The sequence below is a fragment of the Stutzerimonas frequens genome (assembly GCF_024448335.1).
In the GTDB taxonomy this organism is placed as follows: Bacteria; Pseudomonadota; Gammaproteobacteria; order Pseudomonadales; family Pseudomonadaceae; genus Stutzerimonas; species Stutzerimonas frequens.
In genome coordinates this window covers 148,764-166,513 of the sequence record NZ_JAMOHM010000003.1, presented here as the reverse complement: position 1 = coordinate 166,513, position 17,750 = coordinate 148,764, and the positions used below count along the sequence as shown (strand labels likewise).

The following is a 17,750-nucleotide window of genomic DNA, read 5'->3' as shown; positions in this document are numbered from 1 at the left end:
AAACTCTACAGCAGCCCACGATAAAAGCGCAGTTCACGCTCCAGCGCATCAGCCAGATTATTGGCCTGGCGAAAGCCATGTCGCTCGTTCGGGTAGAGCCGGTACTCCACCTCGATACCTCGCCCGCGCAGCGCCGCCACCATGGTTTCGGTCTGCTCGGGCAGTACCACCGCATCCTGCGCGCCCTGCAGGAAGAGTATCGGTGCAGCGATGCGCTCGGCGTTATACAGCGGCGCGCGTTCGCGAAAGCGCTCCGGCACCCGCCGCGGATCACCTATTAGCCAGTCCAGATAATCGCCTTCGAACTTGTGGGTGACCCGGCGCAGCGCCAGGGGGTCGCTGACGCCATACAGACTGGCGCCACCGCGAAACAGATCGGTCGCCACCAGTGCGCTGAGGGCGGTGTAGCCGCCGGCACTGGAGCCACGGATGAACACCCGCTGCGGATCGATAGCCCCCTGCTGCGCCAGTGCACGGGCCGCCTGGCAGGCGTCTTCCACATCCACCACACCCCATTGCTCGCGCAAGCGTTGTCGGTAGGCCCGGCCGAACCCGCTGCTGCCGCGGTAGTTGACGTCCACCACGGCGAAGCCGCGCTGCGTCCAGAACTGGATGCGCGGGTCGAACACCGGGTAGCACGCCGACGTCGGTCCGCCATGGATGAACACCACCAGCGGTGGCGACGTTCCGGGTTCGCCCCGGCAGTTCACATTGCGCGGCGCGTAGAAAAACGAATGGGCGGTTTCGCCGGTGCCGGTTGGAAAGCGCATGGGCTGCGGATAGGAGACCTGTGCCCCGGCCAACGGCATCCCACCGCCGGCGAGGATCTGCACCATGCCGCTGGCCCGCTCGATGGCCAGCACCGCAGGCGTGCGCTGCGCTGCGCCAGCGATACAGAACACATGGGTGGCGTCGGCGGCCAACTGGCGGCAGCGGCTGAACGCACCAGCGAGCTGTCGCTGGCGACCTTCGGCGACGTGTTCGAACAGCAACCCGTAGCCATCGACCATATGGTTCAACAGCAGGCCGCCATCGGCCAGCGGCAGATAGCTGCTGGTACCCAGCTGCCAAGGCGCGGGTGCGCAGTCGAAATCCCGTGCAGACTCCGGTTTCGTCTCGATCAGCGGATGCAAGGCCCAACCGCCCTCGCGCTCGGCCCAGGGTTGCCAGTAGCCCAGCCGATCACTGAGGCACATCAGCCGACCGTCTTCGGCGAAACGCGGTTGCTGCAGCGATTCGCCACCCGCCTCGCCGGCCAGGCATCGCACCGCCCCCCACCCCCCGTCCGGCTGGCGCTCGGCGTTGCACAGGCGCGTTGAGGTCCAGGGTTGCTCAGGGCGATCCCACTCGATCCAGGCGAGGCGGCGACCATCAGGACCAAGCGTGGGTGACGCGTAGAAGCCAGCCCCTTCGACGAGGAGTCGACGTGTGCCATCGGCGATGGCGATGCTCACCAGCCGATGCACCACCCCATCGCCTTCGCGCGATTCTTCTAGGGCGACGATAGCGTTCTCGTGGCGGTCGTACTGCAGATCGCCATAGCGGCAGTCGGGACGCGCAGTCAGCGCCGACGGCAAAGGCTGACCTTCGCTCAGCGTTTGCAGGTAGATCTGCTGGTCCGCTTCGTTGACGAAAGCAAGGCCCTGCCCGGTCAGGCAGAACGCGCCGCCGCCGTATTCATAGACGCGGCTGCGGACCGAATACCCTGCCGGCGTCAGGCAGCGCGCATGGCCGGCCCGCCAGAACCACAGGCTGCAGCGCCCTTCGGCGGGGTCGTACTCGATCCAGAACAACCCACCCTGCCCGGCCCGCAGCTCGGCGAAATCCCGGCTGGCGGCCGCGGCGGCCTCGGCGCTCCAGTCGCTGGGCCAGAAACCATACGGCAGGCGCGCGGCTGCCGTACCTTGCGGGGCAGCTCCGGGTGCCGTCATGCCTTGATGATCAAGCGGGAGGCCTTTTCGTTGCGATGCTGCAGCTGGTGGAGGCCGAGGGCGCCATGCTCGGCCTGCTCCCGAGCAGCGAGAATGGTGCCGTGATGCGCCGACTTGCTACACACCGGGTCGGCGTTCGCGGCATCGCCCGTGAGCATGAATGCCTGACAGCGGCAGCCACCGAAGTCGCGCTCCTTCTCGTCGCAGCTGCGGCAGGGTTCGGGCATCCAGTCGTAACCGCGAAACTTGTTGAAGCCGAACGAGTGTCGCCAGATGTGCTCGATGCTGTGCTCGCGCACATTGGGAAATTCCACCGGCAATTGCCGTGCACTGTGACAGGGCAGCGCCGTACCGTCCGGGGTGATGTCGAGGAACAGGTTGCCCCAGCCGTTCATGCAGGCCTTCGGCCGTTCTTCGTAGTAATCGGGCGTCACGAAGATCAGCTTGCACGGATGGTTTTCCGCGGCGAGCTTGTCGCGCCACTCGTTGGTGATGCGCTCGGCACGTACCAGCTGTTCCTTGCTCGGCAGCAGCCCGGCACGGTTCAGCTCGGCCCAGCCATAGAACTGGCAGGTGGCAAGCTCAACGAAATCCGCTTCGAGTTCAATGCACAGACGAATGATCTGGTCGATGTTGTCGATGTTGTGCCGATGGGTGACGAAGTTGAGCACCATCGGATAGCCATGCTTCTTCACCGCACGGGCCATTTCCAGCTTGTGGGCGAAAGCCTTCTGCGAACCGGCGAGCAGGTTGTTCACCTCCTCGTCCGCGGCCTGGAAGCTGATCTGGATATGGTCGAGGCCGGCCTCGGCGAAGCTGGCGATCTTCTCTTCAGTGAGACCGATGCCGGAGGTGATCAGGTTGGTGTAGTAGCCGAGCCCACGCGCAGCGGCGATCAGCTCGGCGAGATCCTGACGGACCAGCGGCTCACCTCCGGAAAAGCCCAGCTGGGCGGCGCCCATCTCCCGCGCCTGGCGGAATACCTCGATCCACTCGGCGGTGGTCAGCTCATCGTGGCTGCGAGCGAAGTCCAGCGGATTGGAGCAGTACGGGCACTGCAGCGGGCAACGATAGGTCAGCTCTGCCAACAGCCAGAGCGGCGGGCCGGGCTCGTAGCCGGGTTTAGCGAAGCTCGATCCAGAACCGTTCAACGGCAACCTCCAAGAACGCGACGATATCCTCTTGAATGCCCTCGGCCTCAGGGTAGCGGGCCTGCAGATCGGCAACGATGGCGCCAACGGTCCGCGTGCCGTCCACCTCGGTCAGCACCGCCGCAGCGCTCTCGTTGAGCTTGATCATGCCTTCCGGATAGAGCAGTACGTGGCAGTTCTGTGCCGGCTCCCACTGGAAGCGAAAGCCTCGGCGAAAGGTCGGAACCTGGGTCAGTTGGATATCGCTCATGTCTTCTCTCATCAATGGGCGTGCAGGCGTCGATCTGGCCCCCGGCGGTGATGGGCCGCAACCCACCCTACCAGGCGCTTAGATGCTGATGCCCTTGTGCCAGACGCGCTCGCAGGTGACGGTATGATACGGCGGGCGATCCAGCTCATAGGCCATGCTCATGGCGTCGAGCATGCTCCACAGCACATCGAGTTTGAACTGCAGAATGTTCAGCATGCGCTCCTGGGCCTCGCGGGTGCGATAGTGATCCAGGGTGATGCGCAGGCCGTGCTCGACATCGCGGCGTGCTTCCTTCAGGCGCTTGCGAAAGTAGTCGTAGCCCGAGGCGTCGATCCAGGGATAGTGCTGCGGCCAGCTGTCCAGGCGCGACTGGTGAATGGTTGGGGCAAAGAGTTCGGTCAGCGAGCTACTGGCGGCCTCCTGCCAGCTTGCGCGGCGGGCGAAGTTGACGTAGGCGTCGACGGCGAAGCGTACACCAGGCAGCACCAGTTCCTGCGACAGCACCTGCTCGCGATCGAGCCCGACAGCTTCGGCCAGTCGCAGCCAGGCTTCGATGCCACCCTCCTCGCCCGGCGCGCCATCGTGGTCGATGATGCGCTGAATCCACTCGCGGCGGGTGTCGCGGTCCGGACAGTTGGCCATGATCGCCGCATCCTTCACCGGAATGCAGACTTGGTAGTAGAAACGGTTGGCGACCCAGCCCTGAATCTGCTCGCGTGTCGCCTGCCCGGCATACATGGCCCGGTGAAACGGGTGATGAATATGGTAGTACTCGCCCTTGGCGCGCAGCGCCTGTTCGAATTCCGCGGGGCTCATGGCTGGCAGGTTCATGGCAGTGTCTTTCCTTTTCTTATCGTTCCGCTGTTCGGGTTTTGCTGCAGCGTGCGACTGAAGCCGCGATGAGCTGCTATAGCTCGATGTTCATGCCATCGAAGGACACTTCGATTCCATGCTCGCTGAGGATCTCGCGTTCGACGGAGTCTTCATCGAGGATCGGATTGGTGTTGTTGATGTGGATGAGGATCTTGCGCACCGCGGGCATGCCATCGAGCACTTCGATCATGCCGCCGGGGCCACTCTGCTGCAGGTGCCCCATTTCGCTGCCGAGCTTGGTGCCGACCTCACGCACAAGCATTTCGTCATCGCGCCACAGGGTGCCGTCGACCAGCAGGCAGTCGGCCTGGCGCATGGTTTCCAGCAGTTCGTCGCTGACCTTGCCCAGGCCCGGCGCATAGAACAGCGTGCCACCGGTTTTACGATCCTCGATCAGCAGGCCGATGTTGTCGCCGGGATGCGGGTCATTGCGGTGCGGCGAATATGGCGGCGCGGAACTGCGCAGCGGAATCGGCGTGATGTGCAGGCTGGGGCAACAGGGAATCGTGAAACTGCCGGTCAGGGCGATGGGATTCCATTTCAAGCCGCCGTTCCAGTGTTCGAGCATGTTGAACAGCGGGAACCCGGTGGTCAGATCCTGATGCACCATCTCGGTGCACCAGACCTCGTGCGGGCAACCTTCACGCAGGGTCAGCAGGCCGGTGGTGTGATCGATCTGGCTGTCCAGCAGAACGATCGCACCGATGGCGGTATCGCGTGGCGCACGGGCCGGCTGCAGCGTCGGGAATGACTCCAGCTGAGCGCGGATGTCCGGCGATGCATTGCACAGAATCCAGTCGACACCGTTATCGCTGATGGCGATAGACGACTGGGTACGCGCCTTGGCGTTGAGTGTGCCGGCGCGCAGGCCCGCACAGTTGGCGCAGTTGCAGTTCCACTGCGGAAAACCTCCACCCGCGGCGGAACCGAGAATTCGGATGAACATGGACAGCCCCCAAAAGCAAAGCCCCGGCCGGAGCCGGGGCTGATCGATCAACGATTTGCGAAGTACATGGTGACTTCGAAACCAATACGCATGTCGGTGAAGGCGGGTTTAGTCCACATAGGTCGGTCCTCTTTTTATGGTGCCGGAAGATTCCGACAACCCAATTAAGCCCCCTGTTCTGCATTCAGCAGAATGGTACTTTGGAAGGAGACAGCGCCGTGCCTTGGTAGTGCCCGACGGACGGCACGTATCTGTTACCAGGTTTCAGTACAGCTGACGCCTCGTTGCCAGGCATGTCAACTGGTACGCAGCGCTGGCCGATCATGGGCATTGCGCCAGGCCAGCTCGTTGGTGATGGTGGCCATCGGCACGAACATCGAGCCGTCGAAATCGCTCAGCTCGATGCCTTGCTGAATGCGTAGCGGCCAATCGTTGTTGGCCAGCGCGGCCTTGCCAACCGCCACAAGATCCATCTCGCCGCGACCGAGCAAGGCCTCGGCCTGCTCGCCGGTGACGATGCCACCGTTACCGATCACCGGGATCGCGACGCTGCCCTTGGCGATGGCAGCAAGGCTCGGGCCTTCGACAAAGGCCGGGGCGGCGGCGTCGGGTTCAGTGATATGCAGATAATCGAGTCCCGCGTCAGCAAGGGTGCTGAAGCGCTGTCGGGCCAGCTGCTCACCGCCCTCCCATTTCAGTCGGCCGTCACAGACCATGCTCTGCGACAACCGCATCCCTACCACGAACTCGTCGCCCACCGCGGCTCGCACGGCGGCGATCACCGCCAGTGGCATGCGCAGGCGTTCGAGAAAATCACCGCCCCACTGATCGCTGCGCTGGTTGAACTCGGCACTCATGAATTCGTGCAGCAGATAGCCGTTGGCACCGTGCAGTTCGATGCCGTCGAAGCCAGCGTCCCGAGCATGCCTGGCAGCCAGCGCGAAACCGGCGATGGCTTGCTGGATGTCGTCTTCGCTCATCTCGGCCGGCGTGGCGTAGGGACCTTCGCCGCCGTAGAACGTCAGCTGCGATCCGCTCGGCTGTATCGCCGACGGCGCCACATGGCGGGCGTGATGGATGTTGCCCTGGGTCTGGGCACCGCCATGCATGAGCTGCGCGATGAACGTCGCGCCGGCTTCGTGAACCGCTTGCACGACAGGTTTCCAGCTGTCCCGGTGTACCTCGGTGGCAAGCCCAGGCTGGTTGAAATAGCCCTGGCTATAAGCGGTATCGGTGTAGATTCCCTCGCTGACGAGCATGCCGAAGCCGCCTTTGGCGAAGGACGCGTAGTAGTCGCGCATCAGTTCGTTGGCAGCTCCCTCGGGCTCGGCGCTGACCCGCGTCATGGGAGCGACGACGGCTCTATTGCGTAAGCGCAGGTGCTTCAGCGAGCAGGGCTCGAGCAGTTGCGGCATGGGTGACCTCCTCTACTTCCGATATTGGCCTATGCAGATGTGAGGCGCTTCGGCTAGGGGGAGTTCGATGGTCGCGATGGCTGGTCGAATCCGGAGCATAAAAAAACGCGGCCGAAGCCGCGTTTGCGATAGGAACCTTGCGCTCGATCCGAGGGGGTAACTACAGAATCGGCGCGGATCCCTGCACATGACGTGCGTAGCAAAATAAACCGGCGCGCTGGAGCACACGCGCCGGGGCCCTCATCAGAAGAATCCGAGCGGATTGATGTCGTAGCTGACCAGCAGGTTCTTGGTCTGCTGGTAGTGGTCGAGCATCATCTTGTGGGTTTCGCGGCCGACGCCGGACTTCTTGTAGCCACCGAACGCGGCATGCGCCGGGTACAGGTGGTAGCAGTTGGTCCAGACGCGACCGGCCTTGATTCCACGACCCATGCGGTAGGCGCGGTTGATGTCGCGGGTCCAGACGCCGGCACCCAGGCCGAACTCGGTGTCGTTGGCGATTGCCAGGGCTTCGGCCTCGTCCTTGAAGGTCGCCACGCCAACCACCGGCCCGAAGATCTCTTCCTGGAACACACGCATCTTGTTGTGACCCTTGATCAGGGTCGGCTGCACGTAATAACCGGAGGCCAGGCCACCTTCGAGCTTCTCGGCAGCACCGCCGGTGAGGATCTGCGCGCCTTCCTGCTGAGCGATCTCCATGTAGGAGAGGATCTTGTCGAACTGTTGCTCGGATGCCTGGGCGCCGACCATGGTGTCGGTATCCAGCGGGTTGCCACGCTTGATCGCCTTGATCTTCTTTATCACCACTTCCATGAAGGGCTCGAAGATCGATTCCTGAATCAGTGCGCGCGACGGGCAGGTGCAGACCTCACCCTGGTTGAAGAAGGCTAACACCAGGCCCTCGGCAGCCTTTTCGATGAATGCAGGCTCTGCATTCATGATGTCTTCGAAGAAGATGTTCGGGCTCTTGCCACCCAGCTCCACGGTGCTCGGAATGATGTTCTCGGCGGCGCAGCGCATGATGTGCGAACCAACCGGGGTCGAGCCGGTGAAGGCGATCTTGGCGATGCGGGTGCTGGTAGCCAGCGCCTGGCCTGCCTCCTTGCCGAAGCCCTGAACGATGTTCAGAACGCCCGGTGGCAGCAGATCGCCGACCACTTCGATGAATACCATGATCGACAGCGGGGTCTGCTCGGCCGGCTTGAGCACGATGCAGTTGCCAGCGGCCAGGGCCGGAGCCAGCTTCCAGGCGGCCATCAGCAGCGGGAAGTTCCACGGAATGATCTGACCAACCACGCCCAGCGGCTCATGGAAATGGTAGGCCGCGGTGGTGTCGTTGATTTCTGCAGCGCTGCCTTCCTGAGCGCGGATGCAGCCCGCGAAGTAACGGAAGTGATCTGCAGCCAGCGGTACGTCGGCGTTCAGGGTTTCACGAACGGCTTTGCCGTTGTCCCAGGTTTCGGCGACTGCGAGCTTTTCCAGATTCGCCTCGATGCGGTCGGCGATCTTCAGCAGGATGTTGGCGCGATCCTGGACAGAGGTGCGTCCCCAGGCATCGGCAGCGGCGTGAGCAGCATCGAGAGCCCTCTCGATATCCTCGGCACCCGAACGCGGGAACTCGGCGATCACCTCACCATTGACCGGCGAGGTATTGACGAAGTATTCGCCTTTGACCGGCGGCACGAATTCACCACCAATGTAGTTGCCGTAGCGCGGCTTGAAGGAAACAACGGCGCCAGGGGTACCGGGCTGGGCATAGATCATGATGGGCCTCTCTTTGTTCTGCTTGTCGGAGCCTGCGCCGGAAGGTGCACAGGACATGGACCGATCTTAGGCAGTGGGGTCTTCGCTCCGGTATGCACCCATGGCAGCGGAGGGCTCCTCATTTGGTAGTAGATGGCAAGGCGCAGAGGCAGAGCTGATGGCGGTTTGCGATTGATTCGAGCATGCCGGAACGGGAGAAAAAGCCGAGCAGAATAGGCCCGGAATCGCACCCTAAAAATGACCCTGAACAAGGGCGTCGAGCTAAAGCGCAAATTCTCCTGCAACGCAAGAAAAGCACGACCAAAAGGCGGCAAAACCAACCCCAAAGTCTTATTAGCCGGCCCGCCAAAGCGCCTTAGCTTCGAGGTGCGACATCGCTTTTCCCGACCACAACGATGAGGAGATACGCCATGCAGTGGATCAATCCGGACTTCTGCGACCTGCGCCTGGGCTTCGAAGTCACCGCGTACGTCTACGTGCGCTGAAGTCACGACCGGCGTGATGGCTCAAGCCATTGCGCCGGTCGAGCGAGGAGCTCGACATGACAACAACCATATCGTCGGCCAGCTGCTACACGATCCGCCCGCCTTTCCTCTTTCGCTGGGAGGAGTCGCAGCAGGCCCATGTGCTGCTCTATCCCGAAGGCATCGTCAAGCTCAATGCAACGGGTGGGGAGATCCTTAAACGTTGCGACGGCAAGACCAGCGTCAGCGAACTGATCGAGCAGCTGCATACGGCCTACGACGCAGCCGATATCGACACTATCCGCAACGGCGTCCTGAATTTCCTGGAGGTGTCCCATGCCAAAGGCTGGATCAGAGCTAAGGCTTGATGGCAGCGGCAACCCGGTCTGGCTACTACTGGAGCTGACCTATCAATGTCCGCTGCAGTGCGTGTTCTGCAGCAACCCGCGCAACTTCGCCGACTACCGCCAGGACGAGCTGAGCACGGCGGAATGGATCGACGTGATGGCCCAGGCGCGCGCCATGGGTGCCATGCAGATCGGCTTCTCCGGCGGCGAACCGACCTTGCGCAAGGACCTCGAGACGCTGGTCGCCGAGGCCGACCGAATGGGCTACTACACCAACCTGATCACCTCCGGGATAGGGCTGACCGAGGCGCGCCTGCGCGCCCTGAAGGATGCCGGGCTGCGCCACATCCAGCTCGGTTTTCAGTCCACCGACCGTGACGTGGCGCGTCAGCTGGCCGGCGTCGATGCCTGGGAGCGCAAGCTCGGCATGGCGCGACTGATCAAGTCGATGGACTTTCCCATGGTCCTCAACGTACCGATCACCCGGCAGAACATCGGCCAGGTACCGGAAATAATCGACTTCGCCGTCGATCTGGGCATCGAATACCTGGAGTTGGCCAACGTCCAGTACTACAACTGGGCCCTACTCAACCGCGATGCGCTGATGCCGACCCGCGAAGAACTGCTCCGCGCCGAAGCACAGGTGAGAAGTGCAAGAGAATCCTACGGCGATCAGCTGACCATATTCTTCGTCATCCCTGACTACTTCGAGGGACGTCCAAAAGCGTGCATGAATGGCTGGGGCGCGATACATGTCACCATCGCACCCAACGGCAACGTGCTGCCGTGCTCTCAGGCCAGCAACTTCAAGGACCTGACCTTCCCCAATGTGCGCGAACACCGGCTGGAGCAGATCTGGCACGACTCACCGGTATTCAACCTCTACCGTGGCGACGCCTGGATGCCGGAACCCTGTCGCAGCTGTGACGAGAAGGAAAAGGACTTTGGCGGCTGCCGCTGCCAGGCATTGCTGCTGACCGGCAACGGCGCCAACACCGATCCGGCCTGCAATAAATCCCCGCATCATCAGCTGATTCGCCAGGCCGTGGAACTCGCGCAAGACGCCGCGCGCCCGCAAGGCACGCTGATCGCCCGACAGGCCAGCCAGGGAGTCGATTATGAAGCTGCCTCATGATTCCTTTGCCGGGACCATAAGCGCCGGGCTTTCACTGACCCTCGGTTGCTACCTGCTGCTGCGTTACTGGCTGGTGGGCTGAGCCATGCAACTGCCTGTTATCGACGTGCTGGCACGCTATGCCCACCTCCTGTTCGCCCTGGTCTGGATTGGTCATAACTACGCCAACTTCATCCAGAACCCGCGCTTCTTACCGCTGCAGAACGGCATCGACACCGCCACGCTGAATCGCGATCTGGAAGTGCGAATGAAGCGAGAGCACGGCATTTTCCGCTATGCGTCTGTGGTGGTGTGGCTGTCCGGGATGGCCATGCTCTGGCAACGCGGCTGGCTTGCCGATGCATTGCTACTGCAAGGGCCGCTTGCTGTGATCGGTCTTGGCGCCTGGATCGGCACGTTAATGTTGCTCAACCTCTGGCTGGTGCTGTGGCCGCATCAGAAGAAGCTGCTGGGCTTCGTTCCGGCGACGCTCGAGGAGCGCGTGCGCTGCTCACGCATCACCTTTCTCTCGTCACGCAGCAATACCATCCTGTCTTTCCCGTTGTTGTTCCTGATGGCGGCTGGTGGCCATGGCCTGCATCTCTTCTGAGCGGCCCGAGCGCTACAACTTCGCCGCAGGGCCGGCAATGGTTCCGGCCGAGGTGTTGGCGCAGATCCGCGAGGAGCTGCCGAGTTGGGGCGACACCGGCTTTTCGATACTCGAGCAGCCCTTTACCGGGCCGCTCTTCAAGCGACTCATGGCAGAAGTGGAGGATGATCTGCGTGGGCTGCTGCGGATTCCCAACGGTTATCACGTACTGTTTCTGCAGGGCGGAGCCAGTGCCCAGTTCGGCCTGCTGCCGCTCAACCTGTTGCAACCTGGGCAGCACGCCGCCTACGTGGAGAGCGGGCACTGGGCCGGCAAGGCAATCCGTGAAGCCCGTCGCCACGCCGAGGTGAGCGTCATCGCCAGCGGCGCGGATCAGGCTTTTACCGCCATCCCGGCGTTTGATCAATGGCGGCTCGACGCTGGAGCCGGGTACTGCCACATCACCAGTAACGAGACCGGCAACGGACTGCAGATGCAGGAGTTCCCCCGCCTAGCCGTGCCACTGGTGGCCGATATGACCTCCGATTTCCTGACCCGCCCGATTCCAGTCGAACGCTTCGGGCTGATCTATGCCAGCGCACAAAAGAATCTGGGCGTGTCCGGCTTATGCGTCGTCATCGTGCGCGACGATCTGCTGCGCGTGCCGCCCCCAGGGCTTCCCAGCGTTTTCAGCTACGCCATGCAGACAGAGCATCTGAGTCGCCTGAACACACCTCCGACGTTCGCCCTTTATGTGACCGGCTTGATGCTGCGCTGGATCAGGCATAACGGCGGGCTTGAGGCGATGGCGGCAGCGGCACGAGTCCGAAGCCGGTTGCTGTATGAATACATAGATGGCAGCCGCCTCTTCAAATGCTTGCAGCGTCGCCAGGATCGCTCGGCGATCAACGTCTGTTTCCAGCTTGCTGATACGGCGCTTGTCGAAACCTTCCTGCAGGACGCAGCGCAGAACGGTCTCGCCAATCTGGCTGGACATCCCGCCGCCGGCGGCGTACGGGCTAGCCTTTATAACGCCATGCCAGTGGCTGGGGTCCGGCGGCTGGTTTCGTTCATGACAGCATTCGAGCGGCAGCATGGATAGCGACATGCGCTGGGCAATGCTCGGCCGCAGGGCACTGCAGCGTCTTGCGCTAGGCATCACCAGCGCTGCCTGCAGCGTTACCCGGGGCGACCTCACACAGCCAGTCGCGGCAATGGGACTGAGCTTCCGCTCTCCTCTTGGGATCGCTGCCGGTTTTGATCGAAACGGACGTCTGGCACGGCGCGTCGCCACCCTGGGTTTCGGCTTCACCGAAATCGGCAGCATGACGGCAGCGCAAACCAATGACCTCGGCGACATTCCGCAAGGCCCTGCGCTACTAGGGATCAACCTGACACTGGATGCGAGAAACTCATCGGCCGAATGCCGTGGCCAGCTGCGAAATGCGTGGCGGCAGGCCGACTACCTGATGCTCAATCTGATTGGCCCAGCAAGCGCACCGCTGCTGCATCAACCCGCACGGCTGCGGGGGCTGCTCGTTGCGCTGCGCGAGGAACAGCAAGTGCTGAATCATTCAGCCGGCCGCCACGTACCACTGGCGGTGAAACTGCGTTGTCTGCCCGGACAGATTCCCTTCTCTTTGACGGGCTTGCTGTTGGAGCTGAGCTATGACGGCGTACTGGCGGCTCATGATCCGGGGCCGCCAGCCACACGACAGCGCTACGACGCCTGGCGCAATGAGCATCAACAGGCCCTTGCCTGCGAACAGATCCAACAGCTGCATCGATTCTGTGGCGACGACATGGCGCTGATGTCGGTTGGCGGAATCCAGACCGCAGAGCACCTGGCGGCGCGCCTGCAGGCGGGTGCCCGTCTTGTTCAGATTCACGCTGCGCTGTTGCGTCAGGGGCCCTGGGTCGCGCGGCGCCTTTTGCGTTGAGGTCAGAAACGAAAACGCCCCGAATGATTCGGGGCGTTGTCGTATCGGCTCAGGCTGTCATGGCTGTTAGAAGCGTTCGATTTCCGCTTGGGCCTGCAGCTTCTGGCGGAACGCAGCGAAATCCTGCTGTCCCATCCGGGAGGCGAGGAAACGCCGGAAATTCAGCTTCTCCTCGTCGGACAACGAGGCTTCAGGCTCGTTGATGCCATTGAGCCGCACCACGGCATAGTCGCCATTGCTCAAGGCGACACCTGCGTAACTCGGTTTGCCCTGCTCTGCCGGGCGAGGCATGCGGAACACCTGCTGCAGCAGTGCCGGTGCAACGCCCTCCTGGTTCCGGCCAGCCGCCTCGATCGTCTGCCATTGGCCATCAGTCTGCTTGCCATCGCGCAGATCGGCCAGCAGCCGCTCGCCCTTCTCGCGGGCGCGCTCGGCAGCCAGAATCTGCTGCAGCTGCTCGACGATATCGTCACGTACATCGGCAAGCGGAATGGCTGCCGGCTGCAGATGCTTTTTCACACGCAGAGCGATGGATGTGTCAGGGTCAAGTTCGATGACGCTACTGTTGGCCCCATCGACCAGCACTTCGTCGCTGAATGCAGCCTGGACAACCTGGCGATTGGCAGCGATGCCTTGTCCACCGTCACGCCCGAACGGCTCGGTGGTCTGCACCATCAAACCGAGTTCCTGCGCAGGCTGAGCAAGATCGGATGCTTCGAACGCAGAGTCTTCCAGTTGCTTGCTGACTTCGACGAAACGTTGTTCGACCTGCTGCGCCTTGAGCTCGCGAACCAGCTCGGGCCGCATGCTCTCGAGGGAAGGCACTTCCGGCGACTGAACACCGAGCAGCTTGATAATGTGCCAGCCGAATTCGGACCGGACCGGCGCCGATACTTCCCCTTCCTTCAGCGCGTAAAGCGCTTCTTCGAACGCTGGGTCGTATACGCCAGGTCCTGCGAAGCCCAAATCGCCACCTTCTTTGGCAGAACCTGGGTCCTGCGAAACCTCCTTGGCGACGGCGGCGAAATCTTCCCCACCCTTCACACGCGCAGCAATCTCGTCGATCTTGGCCTTGGCCTCGTCATCGCCCGACTCTGCACCGGTTTCGATGAGGATATGCGCGGCGCGGCGCTGCTCCGCCAGGTTAGCGATCTGCTTCTGGTAGAGCGCCTGCAGCTCCTCATCAGACACCTCGACCTGGTCGAAGAATGACTCCTTCTTCAACTCGACGTATTCGACGATGACCTGCTCGGGGGTACGGAACCGATCGGCGTTGGCCTCGTAGTACTCGCTGATCTGCTCGTCGCTGACCTCTATCGTGTCACTGCGAGCCGGGACGGTGAGCGTGTCGAAATCCCGCGTCTGCATCTCCAACCGCGCGAAGTTCTCGACCTGTTGATCGGTTACAAAACCGGTGCCGGAGATGCCGGCACGCAGCTGACCGATGAGCATTTCCTGCTCGAGAAGCTGACGGAACTGAACACGGGAATAACCCATTTGCTGCAGGACCTGGTCGAAACGCGCAGCGTTGAAGACCCCGTCCACCTGAAACTCGGGTGTCTGCAGGATCAATTGGTCGAGCGCCTCACGGGAAAAAGCGAAGTCGGCGCTCTTAGCGCTCTGCAAGAGCAGCATCCGGTCAATCAACGAGCCGAGCGCTGCGTTGCGCAGCAGGCGCTCGTCGAGCATGGAGGGGTCGAAGTCGCTACCCAGCTGCTGAGCCAGCTGCCGCCGCTGCATATTCATCGCCTGATCGAGGTCGTAGCGGGAGAGTTCTTCGCCATTGACTTCGGCTGCAGTCTGGCTGTTGCTCGCGGCATTGAAGATGGCGTCGAAACCAGTGAGCGCCAGCAGCACCACGATGATGCCGATGATGGTCTTGGCTATCCAGCCTTGAGAATTGTCCCTGATGTTCTGAAGCATGCGACCCCCAGGAGTCTGCGGCGCGATGGGTGCGCAACGCGGGTGGAAACCGGATAAAAGAAAGGCGCATCCAGGGATGCGCCTTCTCGGAGCTTATGGAGCGGTTGGGCTTATTCCCCCAAGCCGGATCAGGCAGGCCTTACCTGCCCTGCAACCGCCCCAAGCCAGCGCAGCGCATGCTGACTGGCTGGATGAAAAACGCTTAGTTGACGGCGTCTTTCAGAGCTTTGCCAGCCTTGAAGCCAGGGATCTTGGCAGCGGCGATGTTGATCGGCTTGCCGGTCTGCGGATTGCGACCAGTGCGAGCAGCGCGCTCCTTGACAGCGAAAGTACCGAAACCAACCAGTACCACGGAGTCACCTGCCTTCAGGGCGCCGGTGACGGATTCGATCACTGCATCCAGCGCGCGGCCAGCAACAGCTTTTGGGATATCAGCAGATGCAGCGATGGCATCGATCAGTTCCGACTTGTTCACTCTAAGTCCCCTTATTTCTGTTGAGTCGTATCTTTAATTTTCGGGTGTAAGCAAAGCGGTGCTAGATGGCAATGACACAAGAGGCCGATTAAACAAGGGCACCTGAAATGTGTCAACGTGGCCATCCAGACTAATGCGTGCTGATTCGCTCCTTGGAATCAGGCTCGCGCTTGTCATCCTTTGCAACAATCTCGGGAGCCGCATCGGACAAGGGCTCCGGCGCGTATTGCAGCGCAATTTGCAGGACCTCGTCAATCCACTTCACCGGTTTAATCTGCAGGTCCTGCTTAATATTTTCAGGAATCTCTTTCAGATCACGCTGATTCTCTTCCGGGATGATGACTGTCTTGATCCCGCCGCGATGCGCTGCGAGAAGTTTCTCCTTGAGCCCACCAATGGCGAGTACCTGTCCACGCAATGTAATCTCACCGGTCATTGCGACATCTGCGCGCACCGGGATTTGCGTAAGAGCCGATACGAGCGCTGTGCACATACCAATACCGGCACTGGGGCCATCCTTGGGAGTCGCACCTTCCGGGACGTGAATGTGGATGTCCTGCTTCTCATGGAAATCTGCTGCGATACCCAGACTGGCCGAGCGACTGCGAACGACCGTCAACGCAGCCGTGATCGACTCGCCCATCACTTCGCCGAGCGAGCCGGTCTTGGTCAACCGCCCCTTGCCCGGAACCACGGCGGCCTCGATCGTCAGGAGCTCGCCGCCAACCTGCGTCCAGGCCAGGCCTGTCACCTGGCCGATCTGATCCTGCTGCTCAGCCAGACCGTAGCGGAACTTGCGCACACCCAGGAAATGCTCGAGAGAATCGGCGTCCACAACCACATGGAAGCGTTTCTCGGCCGCATGCTCCTTAACCACCTTGCGGCACACCTTGGCCAGCTGGCGCTCAAGACTGCGGACACCGGCCTCGCGGGTGTAGTAGCGGATGATGTCCCTGATAGCGCCTTCCTGGAACTCCAGCTCACCCTTCTTCAGACCATTGGCCTCGATCTGTTTGGGTGCCAGATAACGTATGGCGATGTTGACCTTCTCGTCCTCGGTATAGCCCGGCAGGCGGATGACTTCCATGCGGTCGAGCAGCGGCGCAGGGATATTCATCGAATTGGCGGTGCAGAGGAACATCACGTCCGAAAGGTCATAGTCGACCTCCAGATAGTGATCGTTGAAATTGTGGTTCTGCTCGGGATCGAGCACTTCCAGCAGTGCCGACGCTGGATCACCTCGCATGTCGCTGCCCATCTTGTCGATTTCGTCGAGCAGGAACAGCGGGTTACGTACGCCGACCTTGGTCATCTTCTGGATCAGGCGCCCAGGCATGGAACCGATGTAAGTACGACGGTGACCACGGATTTCCGCTTCGTCCCGCACGCCGCCCAATGCCATGCGCACGAACTTGCGATTGGTCGAACGCGCGATCGACTCAGCCAGGGAGGTCTTACCAACCCCGGGAGGACCAACCAGGCAGAGCACAGGCCCCTTTAATTTCTTGACGCGCTTCTGCACGGCGAGATATTCGAGGATGCGGTCCTTGACCTCTTCCAAGCCATAATGATCGGCGTCGAGCACTTCCTCAGCCTTGGCAAGATCCAGCCGCACCTTGCTCGCGGCCTTCCACGGCACATTCACCAGCCAGTCGATATAGGTACGAACCACCGTCGCCTCTGCAGACATCGGCGACATCTGCTTGAGCTTGTTGAGTTCGGCCAGGGCCTTGATATAGGCGTCCTTGCTAAGGCCAGCGTTCTCGATGCGCTTCTTCAGATCATCGACTTCGTTATGGCCCTCATCGATGTCACCGAGTTCTTTCTGAATGGCCTTCATTTGCTCGTTCAGGTAGTACTCACGCTGGCTGCGCTCCATCTGCTTCTTGACGCGACCTCGAATGCGCTTCTCCACCTGCAGCAGATCAATTTCCGCATCCAGCAGCGCCAGCACATGCTCGACCCGCGCCGGCAGGTCGGTAATCTCGAGAATTTGCTGCTTCTGTTCGATCTTCAGCGCCATGTGCGCCGCCATGGTATCCACCAGGCGGGCAGGCTCGTCGATGCTGCTCAGTGAGGACAGAACTTCTGCCGGAACCTTCTTGCCAAGCTGGACGTATTGCTCGAACTGGCTGAGCAGGCTACGGGTGAAGACCTCGGATTCGCGGGCCTCGACTTCGGCCTCTTCGATCAGCGAGACCTCCGCGCGGCAATGGTTGTCCACGTCGGCGAAGCGCTCGATGGCGCCGCGCTGCTCCCCCTCGACCAGTACCTTGACGGTCCCGTCCGGCAGCTTCAGCAGTTGCAATACGGTGGCGACCGTACCAACGCGATACAACGCGTCCTCGGCCGGATCGTCGTCCGCCGGATTCTTCTGCGCAACCAGCAGGATCTGCTTGTCGCCGGACATGGCGGACTCGAGGGCTTCGATGGATTTCTCACGGCCAACGAATAGCGGGATCACCATGTGCGGATAGACCACCACGTCTCGCAGCGGCAAAAGGGGCAATTCGATGGTTGTCTTCATAAATTCAGCTCTACGACGGCCATACGGCGGTAAACGGACGG

The 17,750-nt window shown here is 61.6% G+C and carries 17 protein-coding genes; 6 read left to right on the top strand and 11 right to left on the bottom strand.

The genetic code is table 11. The annotated features are described in order from the left end of the window. Positions 1–5: 5 nt before the first annotated feature. The 8 genes from NAO55_RS05770 to exaC all read right to left on the bottom strand — a co-directional run bounded on the left by NAO55_RS05770 (position 6) and on the right by exaC (position 8,330). Positions 6–1,931, bottom strand: a complete 1,926-nt coding sequence (locus tag NAO55_RS05770; RefSeq protein ID WP_102841126.1) for a S9 family peptidase — start codon at positions 1,929–1,931, stop codon at positions 6–8. Further along, the gene (gene pqqE / locus NAO55_RS05765) at positions 1,928–3,082 is read right to left on the bottom strand and encodes a pyrroloquinoline quinone biosynthesis protein PqqE (RefSeq protein WP_102841127.1); all 1,155 of its coding nucleotides are present in this window, start codon (positions 3,080–3,082) and stop codon (positions 1,928–1,930) included. Before pqqE (NAO55_RS05765) ends, NAO55_RS05770 begins: the two co-directional genes overlap by 4 nt. Then, positions 3,054–3,332, bottom strand: coding sequence for a pyrroloquinoline quinone biosynthesis peptide chaperone PqqD (pqqD, locus tag NAO55_RS05760; RefSeq protein ID WP_017245083.1), 279 nt, complete (start codon positions 3,330–3,332; stop codon positions 3,054–3,056). Before pqqD (NAO55_RS05760) ends, pqqE (NAO55_RS05765) begins: the two co-directional genes overlap by 29 nt. 78 nt (positions 3,333–3,410) lie before the next feature. Further along, positions 3,411–4,163 (bottom strand): pyrroloquinoline-quinone synthase PqqC, encoded by a 753-nt coding sequence (gene pqqC / locus NAO55_RS05755; RefSeq protein WP_017245082.1) that lies wholly within the window; start codon positions 4,161–4,163, stop codon positions 3,411–3,413. A gap of 76 nt (positions 4,164–4,239) precedes the next feature. After that, positions 4,240–5,151: a pyrroloquinoline quinone biosynthesis protein PqqB gene (gene pqqB, locus NAO55_RS05750; RefSeq protein WP_102841128.1), complete on the bottom strand. Its 912-nt coding sequence runs from the start codon at positions 5,149–5,151 to the stop codon at positions 4,240–4,242. Positions 5,152–5,198: 47 nt separating this feature from the next. Beyond that, the gene (gene pqqA / locus NAO55_RS05745) at positions 5,199–5,270 is read right to left on the bottom strand and encodes a pyrroloquinoline quinone precursor peptide PqqA (protein ID WP_003284930.1); all 72 of its coding nucleotides are present in this window, start codon (positions 5,268–5,270) and stop codon (positions 5,199–5,201) included. A gap of 177 nt (positions 5,271–5,447) precedes the next feature. Continuing rightward, complete coding sequence (locus tag NAO55_RS05740; RefSeq protein WP_063543000.1) at positions 5,448–6,566, bottom strand: oxidoreductase; 1,119 nt, start codon at positions 6,564–6,566, stop codon at positions 5,448–5,450. Between the two features lie 243 nt (positions 6,567–6,809). Then, complete coding sequence (gene exaC / locus NAO55_RS05735; protein WP_102841129.1) at positions 6,810–8,330, bottom strand: acetaldehyde dehydrogenase ExaC; 1,521 nt, start codon at positions 8,328–8,330, stop codon at positions 6,810–6,812. A 410-nt stretch (positions 8,331–8,740) separates the two neighbouring features. Here exaC and pqqA (NAO55_RS05730) point away from each other — a divergent pair, with 410 nt between their 5' ends. From pqqA (NAO55_RS05730) to NAO55_RS05705, 6 genes are all read left to right on the top strand, one after another. Next, on the top strand, positions 8,741–8,815 hold the full coding sequence (gene pqqA, locus NAO55_RS05730) for a pyrroloquinoline quinone precursor peptide PqqA (RefSeq protein WP_003296405.1): 75 nt from the start codon (positions 8,741–8,743) through the stop codon (positions 8,813–8,815). 56 nt (positions 8,816–8,871) lie between these two features. After that, on the top strand, positions 8,872–9,162 hold the full coding sequence (gene pqqD, locus NAO55_RS05725) for a pyrroloquinoline quinone biosynthesis peptide chaperone PqqD (protein WP_063543667.1): 291 nt from the start codon (positions 8,872–8,874) through the stop codon (positions 9,160–9,162). Continuing rightward, positions 9,131–10,276, top strand: coding sequence for a pyrroloquinoline quinone biosynthesis protein PqqE (pqqE, locus tag NAO55_RS05720; RefSeq protein ID WP_102841130.1), 1,146 nt, complete (start codon positions 9,131–9,133; stop codon positions 10,274–10,276). The genes pqqD (NAO55_RS05725) and pqqE (NAO55_RS05720) overlap by 32 nt, the downstream gene beginning before the upstream one ends. Before the next feature lie 85 nt (positions 10,277–10,361). Continuing rightward, positions 10,362–10,865, top strand: coding sequence for a urate hydroxylase PuuD (locus NAO55_RS05715; protein WP_102841131.1), 504 nt, complete (start codon positions 10,362–10,364; stop codon positions 10,863–10,865). Then, positions 10,846–11,946 (top strand): 3-phosphoserine/phosphohydroxythreonine transaminase, encoded by a 1,101-nt coding sequence (serC, locus tag NAO55_RS05710; RefSeq protein WP_102841132.1) that lies wholly within the window; start codon positions 10,846–10,848, stop codon positions 11,944–11,946. The genes NAO55_RS05715 and serC overlap by 20 nt, the downstream gene beginning before the upstream one ends. Then, positions 11,939–12,784 carry a beta/alpha barrel domain-containing protein gene (locus tag NAO55_RS05705; RefSeq protein WP_102841133.1) on the top strand — a complete coding sequence of 282 codons (846 nt, stop codon included), beginning with the start codon at positions 11,939–11,941 and terminating at the stop codon, positions 12,782–12,784. The genes serC and NAO55_RS05705 overlap by 8 nt, the downstream gene beginning before the upstream one ends. Positions 12,785–12,850: 66 nt before the next feature. On the opposite strand, the gene NAO55_RS05700 is transcribed toward NAO55_RS05705, so the two are convergent. The 3 genes from NAO55_RS05700 to lon form a co-directional block, all read right to left on the bottom strand. After that, positions 12,851–14,707, bottom strand: coding sequence for a SurA N-terminal domain-containing protein (locus NAO55_RS05700; protein ID WP_102841134.1), 1,857 nt, complete (start codon positions 14,705–14,707; stop codon positions 12,851–12,853). 202 nt (positions 14,708–14,909) lie between these two features. After that, positions 14,910–15,182: a nucleoid-associated protein HU-beta gene (gene hupB, locus NAO55_RS05695; RefSeq protein ID WP_003282502.1), complete on the bottom strand. Its 273-nt coding sequence runs from the start codon at positions 15,180–15,182 to the stop codon at positions 14,910–14,912. A gap of 130 nt (positions 15,183–15,312) precedes the next feature. Beyond that, on the bottom strand, positions 15,313–17,709 hold the full coding sequence (gene lon, locus NAO55_RS05690; RefSeq protein WP_102841135.1) for an endopeptidase La: 2,397 nt from the start codon (positions 17,707–17,709) through the stop codon (positions 15,313–15,315). Positions 17,710–17,750 lie beyond the last annotated feature (41 nt).

Excerpts from the sequence above, each read along its gene's own strand:
- NAO55_RS05770 (WP_102841126.1), bottom strand. The coding sequence starts at position 1,931 with ATGACGGCACCCGGAGCTGCCCCGCAAGGTACGGCAGCCGCGCGCCTG.
- pqqD (WP_017245083.1), bottom strand. The coding sequence starts at position 3,332 with ATGAGCGATATCCAACTGACCCAGGTTCCGACCTTTCGCCGAGGCTTT.
- pqqC (WP_017245082.1), bottom strand. The coding sequence starts at position 4,163 with ATGAACCTGCCAGCCATGAGCCCCGCGGAATTCGAACAGGCGCTGCGC.
- pqqB (WP_102841128.1), bottom strand. The coding sequence starts at position 5,151 with ATGTTCATCCGAATTCTCGGTTCCGCCGCGGGTGGAGGTTTTCCGCAG.
- NAO55_RS05740 (WP_063543000.1), bottom strand. The coding sequence starts at position 6,566 with ATGCCGCAACTGCTCGAGCCCTGCTCGCTGAAGCACCTGCGCTTACGC.
- exaC (WP_102841129.1), bottom strand. The coding sequence starts at position 8,330 with ATGATCTATGCCCAGCCCGGTACCCCTGGCGCCGTTGTTTCCTTCAAG.
- pqqD (WP_063543667.1), top strand. The coding sequence starts at position 8,872 with ATGACAACAACCATATCGTCGGCCAGCTGCTACACGATCCGCCCGCCT.
- pqqE (WP_102841130.1), top strand. The coding sequence starts at position 9,131 with ATGCCAAAGGCTGGATCAGAGCTAAGGCTTGATGGCAGCGGCAACCCG.
- NAO55_RS05715 (WP_102841131.1), top strand. The coding sequence starts at position 10,362 with ATGCAACTGCCTGTTATCGACGTGCTGGCACGCTATGCCCACCTCCTG.
- serC (WP_102841132.1), top strand. The coding sequence starts at position 10,846 with ATGGCCTGCATCTCTTCTGAGCGGCCCGAGCGCTACAACTTCGCCGCA.
- NAO55_RS05705 (WP_102841133.1), top strand. The coding sequence starts at position 11,939 with ATGGATAGCGACATGCGCTGGGCAATGCTCGGCCGCAGGGCACTGCAG.
- NAO55_RS05700 (WP_102841134.1), bottom strand. The coding sequence starts at position 14,707 with ATGCTTCAGAACATCAGGGACAATTCTCAAGGCTGGATAGCCAAGACC.
- lon (WP_102841135.1), bottom strand. The coding sequence starts at position 17,709 with ATGAAGACAACCATCGAATTGCCCCTTTTGCCGCTGCGAGACGTGGTG.